The organism is Lutimaribacter marinistellae (assembly GCF_042648365.1).
In the GTDB taxonomy this organism is placed as follows: Bacteria; Pseudomonadota; Alphaproteobacteria; order Rhodobacterales; family Rhodobacteraceae; genus Lutimaribacter_A; species Lutimaribacter_A marinistellae.
In genome coordinates, this window is the sequence record NZ_JBHRXI010000009.1 from 1 (window position 1) to 7,699 (window position 7,699).

The following is a 7,699-nucleotide window of genomic DNA, read 5'->3' on the forward strand; positions in this document are numbered from 1 at the left end:
GGTTGGTGCCGAACCGGCTGCCGAAGCCGCGCTCCAGCACCTCCCCCCGGACCAGCATGGCGTCGGCGGCCAGGATGCCGAAGCCCAACGTAACATCGTCGAAGGCCAGCAGCTCGACATCCTCGTGGATCGTGTCCACGTCGCCGCTCTGGGTGTCATGCACCAGCAGCATCCGCGGCGTCGCGCCCGCCTCGCGCAGAACCTCCACCTCGTAGCGGTCGAGTTCGCCGGCGAAGACCGCCCGGTCGCCCGCTCCGGAACCGCCCGCAATCGTGTCGTTGCCCGACCCGCCCTCCAGCGTGTCGTCGCCGCCCGCTCCGTCGATCATGTCGTCCACTTCGGATCCGGTGATGGCCTCGGCCCCGCCTTCGCCCGATATCTCGATGCGGTCCTGCGGCTGAACGAAGCCGGTCACGGAGAGGAAGGACAGGTCCAGAGCCGCCCGCGCCTCCATGATTATTTCCGCCACATAGGCCATGCCGCTGCTCGGGTTGAGACCGCCCAATATCTCCTCGAAGCCGGCATCGACGAACTGGTCGGCGATGAACTGTGCGCGCAGCTCGCCCGAGGGCGAGGAGCCAGGATTGACCATCGAGAGTTTTTCGAGCGAGGTCAGCGTGCTGCCCCGGAAGTCGTAGATGCCGGGCGTGAAGGCGAGCACGACCAGCGTATCCTCCTCCGTACCCCCGTCGAACACCTCTCCGGACACAAGGTCATCGGCACCGCCGACGCTCAGAAGGTCGTTCCCGGCCCCGCCGCGCAGCGTGTCACGGCCGCCATCGCCGTTCATGTCGTCGACACCGTCGAGCCCCTCGATGATGTTGTCGCCATCGTCGCCGAACAGTTGGTCGCCGAATTCCGAACCGCGCAGATCCTCGAACCCCGACAGCACATCACCCGCCGCATCGCCGTCGAGCGCATAGTTCGAGGCGAAGCTGACCTGCACCAGACCGGCCGAGCTCGCGTAGCTGACCATGTCCCGCGAACCGGCCCCGCCATCGAGCGAATCCGCGCCCTCGCCGCCCTCGACCGTATCGTCGCCGTCACCGGCCAGGATCGTGTCGTCGCCTGCAAAACCGCGGACCAGGTTGTCGCCCGTGCCTCCGATCTCGACTCGGTTGGCCAAGGCGGACCCGATCACGTCCTCGTTGGAGGCGCCCGGCCCGTCATGCCGGTAGTTTTCGAAATCCGTAACGGTCGCGACGGGATTGCCATTGAACGTGACCGTGCCCAGGCCAAGGTCGACCACCAGCCCCGACGCGAAGATGGCGTTCTCGCTGGTGACCAGCGTGTCGGTGTCGACCCCGCCATCCAGCTCATCGCCGAGGAAGCCCGAGACAATGATCTCGTCGTCATTCGCGCCGCCATGAAGGGTATTGGCGACAAAGTCGTTCCCGGCGTCCAGCGTATCGTTCCCGCTGCCTCCTTCGATGCGGTTGGAGGTCAAGTCATTCGCGGTGATGTTGTCGCTGCCCGCGGTTCCGATGACGGTTTCGAAATCGATCAGGTCCGACAGGTCGCCAAACGAGCGGAATTCATGAGTCTGGGACTCCAGGTCGATATTCATCCCGTTGGCCTGGGCGCTCGCGTCGAAGGTGTCGAAATCGTCCCCGCCGTCGACATCGCCCACGAAAAAGCCCGCGCTGGCCTTGATCGTGTCATTGCCCGCGCCGCCCTCGACGGTGGTATCGCCGCCAGCAACAGCAGCGATGGTCAGCAGGTCACTGCCGCCGCGCCCGAAAATGCCGCCGCCCTCGCCCCCCGAACTAAATGAAGCCCGCGAGAGCGTCAGGTCATCTCCGGACGCGCTGCCTTCAATGACCTCGAAATTGGCCAGTGTATCGTTGCCCGCAGCCCCCGAGGCCGAGCCGTTTCCATCAGCGTCGATGCCGACCGTAACGGCGCCGGACGCCGAGGCATAGCTGACGACATCACGGGTTCCGGCGCCACCGTCCAGATCGTCGTCGTTCGCGCCGCCATCGATGGTATCGTCGCCCGATCCCCCGTCGAGATTGTTGGCACCGCCGTCGCCGGTGATCAGATCCTCTTCATCCGCGCCGACAACGTCCTCGACCCCGACGATCGAACCGGTCACCGTGCCTACGGTGACGAACGTTTGCGTGAAGACGGAGCTATCGAGGTCAATAGTCGTGATTTGATAGCTAACACGCCCAGTCATGTTCAGCAGGTCGCGTCCATCGCCGCCATCGATATGGTCGATATTCTCGGCACCGGTGATCAGGAACGTGTCGTCCCCGTCCTCTCCGTTCAGGACGTCGGTGAAGAATCCGCCGCGGATGGTGTCGTTGCCCGCGCCGCCAAAGACCGTGTCGATGCCGTCGCCGTTGCTCTCGACGCCGGCAATAATCTCGTCGTTACCAGAGCCGCCATAGATCAGGTCCGCGCCATCGCCTCCCACGATGTCGTCGTCGCCACCATCGTGGCTGTAGCGGTCCACCTCGAACGGATTGCTTCCGGCCGATTGGCGCAGCAGCGATTGCGAGCCCGTCAGGCTGTCGAACGTGCCTGTGTCGCGATCCACCTGCCAGTTGGCCACCAGCGTCGGATTGTCGAGCAGGTCGATCTGGTTGAACTGCTCGAACTTGTCGGCGTCAATATCGGCCTGCTCGCGCTCCACGGACCACACGCGAATATCGCCCATTTTGCCCTTGAGAGCCTGAGTTGCTTGAAAGCCGCCGCCCAGCGTGTCCTGGTCCTGACCGATGATGAACGTTCCGCCCGGCGTGATCGGGTTGGCGACGCTCGTGCCCGCGCCCGGTCCGCGGAATTCCTCCACCCCGTCGATATAAAGCGAGATGCGCCCGTTCGGACCCGCCCCGGTATTCACGCTGACTGACATCCGGTGCGCGTCACCGTCGAAAACCGTGCTGGTTACGATGCCCGTGTCGGTTCCCACGCCGTTCACGAAGACCCGGATGGTGCCGCTGGCCTGCCCGAAGACGAGGAACTCGTTGTTGTCGGAGGTGCTCGCGGCATAGGAGATGAAGGACGTGTCGTTCTGCACCGGCCCGTCGGACTGGAACAGCCATTCGACGGTGAACGCGTCGGTCGGCATGGCATCGAAGGTCGTCGCCTCGGCATACTGATCGGTCACCGCGCTGTCGTTCAGGCGCAGCATGCCGAAGGGTTCCTCGTCGCCGAACAGCGTGTCGCTGCCGCCTTGCCCGTCGATCATGTCGTTGCCGCGCCCGGCGACGAGCAGGTTGCTCTTGAAGTTGCCGGTCAGGTTGTCGCCGCCCGCACCGGTGATCGCGTGTTCGAACCCTGTAAAGAGCGCACTGTAGTTCGTGTAGGACGCGACGCTGAGGTCGACGTTCATCGTGCTGGAGTCGTCGCGCGTGTCGATCGTGTCCTGGCCGGCCGTTCCGCCGCTGTAGACATCGTTCCCGAGAACATACGACGCGACGATCAGATCGTCGCCAGCATCGCCACGCAACGTGTCGGTGCCTTCGCTGGAGCCGCTCCGGCCGTCGATGAGGATGTCGTTGCCATCTCCGCCATTGACCGTGTCATTGCCGCGGCCGCCGTTCAGCGTCTCGCCAGCCGTCTGCGACCCGCCGTCGATACTGTCGTTGCCGCGGCCGGTATGGATGAAGCGCGTAACCGTATCGCCAGTAACGCTGTCGTTGCCGTCGCCGGTATAGGCGCGGGTGATGTTGGACGCGCTGATGCTGACGCCGTCGATCGTACCAGTGTTGGCGCCGAAATCCAGCACCGTGTTCGAGGTGACGGCCGCCGCGTTGAACGTGCCCGAGAGTCCAGAGACGACCTCGCCGTTGAAGCTTGTCGAATGCCCCGAACCCGAGGCGTAGTCGGAATACTCGTTGGTGAAGACCCAGACCTGGTCATCGGTGATCTCACGCCCGGTGAAATCGATCCGAACGTCGTCAACGGTGAAGACGCCGTTCGCGCTGCTGTCGTTGTCACGAAACCGGACCGTCCAGTCGCCGTTGTTCGCCGGATCGCTCTCGCCCTGGATCACGGTGCCACGGAAGGCATGCGTGCCGAAGCTCCAGTACCCCGAACCGGTGTCTATGGCATCGAAAGCCTGATTGGTGGCTGCCAGACCGTCGAGATTGTCGATCAACTGCACCCGTGTGCCGTCCGGAGACTCGAGAAAAATCTCCATGTCGTTCATGTCGTCCACGGCGAAATCGACGCTGACCGAGATGTAATCGATGATGATATCTCGATCCACCGACCCGAAATAGGTGTTGGAACCCGGCGCGGTGTTGATCTGGGTCGGCCCGCCGAAACCGCCGGCAATGAACCATGTTTGCTGGTTCGCCGAGGTCGAGACCTGCTCCCAGGTCTCGGCCATGCGCACCGCGGCATGGGCATCGACCAGACCAAAGCCGTAATCGTTCGAGAAATGCAGCGCGCCGCCGTTCCAATTCTCCGCTTCGTTCCAGAACCATGTCGATCCATTGCTCTGCGTGGCGAGTTCGAAGCCCCCGCCTCCCGCCGCACCGCTGTTGGCGGCGGCACCGACATCCGAACCGACATGGCGGGCCGAGTAGGCCAGGATCTGCTGCACGTCGCGCCAGCCGAGATTCGGGTTGGCGTCGAGCATCAAGGTGACGACCCCCGACACGATCGGGGCGGCGGCCGAGGTTCCGTTGAAATTGGTGAAGTCGGTCGTGTTGTAACCCGGCGCGCCGGTGCGGTCGGTGGTCTGCACCCCGGAATTGTTGTTGTTGTCGTCACCGAACGCGGAAATCAACAGGTTCGCGCCGGGCGTCGAATAGTCCGTCACGTAGCCATCGCCGCGTAGCGCAGCGACGCTGATGGATTCCTCCATGGTGCTGGCGACGTCGGTGGTGCCCTCCATCCCGATACCGGCCGTGGTGGCGGGATTCGTGTCTCGCGCGTTTCCGTTCGACTTCACGAAATTCATGCCCAGTCCACCACGGCCATAGGCAGCGATATCCGAAAGGGACGCGGCTACGTCGGCGAGATAGCCGGGAAAACCGATATTGGCGAAATTTGAACTGAACCCGAAGCTGCCGTTGAGAACGTCGCTGCCATTATCGTTTCCGGCCGTGTTGCCCAGACCGTCGCCAATACCGGCGGCGTCGCGATAGGTCGTGACGGTCACCGACCCGCCGAGGTTGCCGTCGTTATAGGCGACAAGATCGGCATCCCACGCGACCCCGACGCCGCCGTATCCGTTGCCTTCCTCGGCGCCGATGATCCCTGCTACGGGAGTGCCGTGACGGTCGGCTCCGCCTTCGTCGGGATTGGTATCGTTGCCGTCGTAGTCATAATCGATATCGGTGCGGAAATTCGCATCGAGATCGGCATGCGAGAGGTCGAAGCCCTCGTCGATGATCGCAACCTGAATGCCGCCACCGGTATAGTCGTCCCACACGTCGACGACATTGATGTCCAGATAGCCGGGCAATGTGCTCCGCAGCCACCACTGGAGGGAGAATCTCGGGTCTGAGGGGATCGTGGCCATGAGACAATATCCTGACTTTTCAAAAACTTCGACTTATCGGATCACGTCACCGCGGATCATCGGCGGCAGCCCCAGGTAACAAGCGGCTTCCAACTTGCCTTGACTGAACAGGAAACCATGGCTGTCCCCCCGGGAAAACTGAAAGCTTCCTTGAAAACTCCGGGCGCAGGAACGAAGATTTTTGACTTTTCAAATGAAACCCTCGCAGAAAAACGCGCTTTCACCAAATGTTAATATTATTGCATCTGCGATCCCGCTCACACTTGCATTGCTCCGCGAGATCGGATGGGGGGTGCTGCTGCCAGACAAATTCTAACCAGCCTGGATGGTTGTCCCTTATTCACCTATTCAGCGCAAAGACCGCGCCACTCGCCAGAGCGGCGGCACGGTGTGCCTTGAAATTCTGTCGGCTGTTGAGGCTACGCTCCGAGTTGAAGTGGTTGAAGACCGAGGCGTGGACGGAGGCGAATTCCTGAAGACTGCGCATCCGCCCAAAGCGGGGCACAATACGCTCCTGTCGTCGAAATGGGAGGTTCGAGTTCTCGACCCGGTTGTTTACCCACCTGCCCGCTTCCTGTCTGAAAGCAGCACCAGTCTTTTTCAGCGTAGCACCGTAGGACCGCAGCCGATCCGTTACGAAAGCCTCTGGCTGACCGTGCTTGCGCATTGCTTTCTTGAGAAATTTCAACGCGGCCTTCTTTTCGCGGGTCGTCGTGACGTAGCTTTCCAAAACCTCTCCCTCATGATCGACCGCCCGCCAGAGGTAATGCCGCTCGCCGTTGATCTTCACGAACATCTCGTCCAGGTGCCAATGCCACCGGCTTGATTTCATGCCCTCGATACGGCGCTTGCGGATCTCGGCGGCAAACATCGGGCCGAACCGATGCCACCAGAACCTGACCGCTTCATGGCTGACATCGATGCCCCTCTCGTGCAGAAGATCTTCGACGTTGCGCAGGGAGAGAGAGAACCGGACGTACAGCATGACGGCCAAACGGATGAGTTCGCAGCTCGTTTGGAAACATCGAAATGGGGCAGGTTTTTTGCATCATCAGACGGTACGGAACCACTCAGGGCGTTTTGCAGGCGACTGCAAGAACCATCGTGTTGCTTCGTACAAGGTCAGGATTCGCAAACAGATCTGTATGTCAGCATTGCATGAAAGAAAGATAGCTGCAGACCGAGGCCTGCACTGAGGCTGGCTAGAACTCGGTCGGCCAGACCGCTGCCAGAAACCACTGGGCAGGAGCGGCCTACTCCTCGGCCCGCTCAAGAAAAGACGAGGCCGAAACCTCGTCAATCTTGATTACCAATGACACTCTTTACGGCAGACAGACTCAGCTTCGTTAACCTCGATGGCAAATTTTGGGCGCTGCCGTGGTGAACTTGCCGGATAGTGCTTCTTTCCATTCCTGCGAAGGGTTCACCCGATCAAACCCTGCGATTTTACCCCCCTCACGCGAACAAATCGTAATCATAGGCCCCCACGACGCCGCTCGTGTTGAAGGCGAAGTAGTCGATGGTTTCGGGGAGGTGATCGGTTTCGGCGTCTAGGCTCGTGTCTTCTTCCACGGACACGTCGAAGCTGCCCGCTGTGCTGTCGTTGCCGCGCGCCCAGGCCGGGTCTCTGCCGACATAGGTCGAAACCCCGGCCACGACATGCGCGCCGCCGTCAAGGCTTGTGCCCAGCGGCACGGTCGCGGTCGCGTCGGTCACCCCCGGGACCCGGCCCGCCAGCCACTCGAACCCGCCCGTGCTGCCGCGTCCCGCCTCCAGCGCCACCCAGCCCAGCGTCTCGATGAAATGGCTGCCGGAATTGCCGGCCTCCTCTTCCTGCATCGTCAGCTGGAAGCCCTCCGCATCCGCGTTGCGCTGTCGCGTGGTCACGAAATCGCCGCCGTTGAAGCTCTGCACCTGGCTCAGGATCACCGGCGCCGTCTCGAAACCCGCCCCGAAGCCCACCGTCTCGAACCCCTGGCTCGACAGCCGGCTGCTCTGCAGCGTCCCGGCCTCCAGCAGCGTGCCGTCGGGCAGCACCCAGCGCCCTGCCTCGACCACCATGTAGTTGACCGTCTCGTTGAAATGGACCCCGTCCAGATGGTTCGGCTCCTGGAGTTGCATCACGAGGCTGCTGCCGCTGACCTCGCTCACCCGCACGTTCACCGGCTGGAACCCGTTCCCGGTCGCGACATGGGCGATCACCACCGGGTCGTCGTA

Annotated in this window: 3 protein-coding genes; all 3 read right to left on the minus strand. The window is 62.3% G+C overall.

Annotated elements, in window-relative coordinates; all coding sequences use genetic code 11:
- Nucleotides 1-5,482, minus strand: a 5,482-nt coding sequence (locus ACFORG_RS08730; protein ID WP_386735035.1) for a S8 family serine peptidase, incomplete at its 3' end; no start/stop codon positions are given.
- Between the two features lie 340 nt (nt 5,483-5,822).
- Nucleotides 5,823-6,467 (minus strand): IS6 family transposase, encoded by a 645-nt coding sequence (locus ACFORG_RS08735; protein WP_386735037.1) that lies wholly within the window; start codon nt 6,465-6,467, stop codon nt 5,823-5,825.
- A gap of 470 nt (nt 6,468-6,937) precedes the next feature.
- On the minus strand, nt 6,938-7,699 hold a 762-nt coding region (locus tag ACFORG_RS08740; RefSeq protein ID WP_386735036.1), incomplete at its 5' end, for a hypothetical protein.

What these genes read in the sequence shown, in the direction of transcription:
- ACFORG_RS08735 (WP_386735037.1), bottom strand. Translation starts at nt 6,467, where the DNA reads ATGCTGTACGTCCGGTTCTCTCTCTCCCTGCGCAACGTCGAAGATCTT.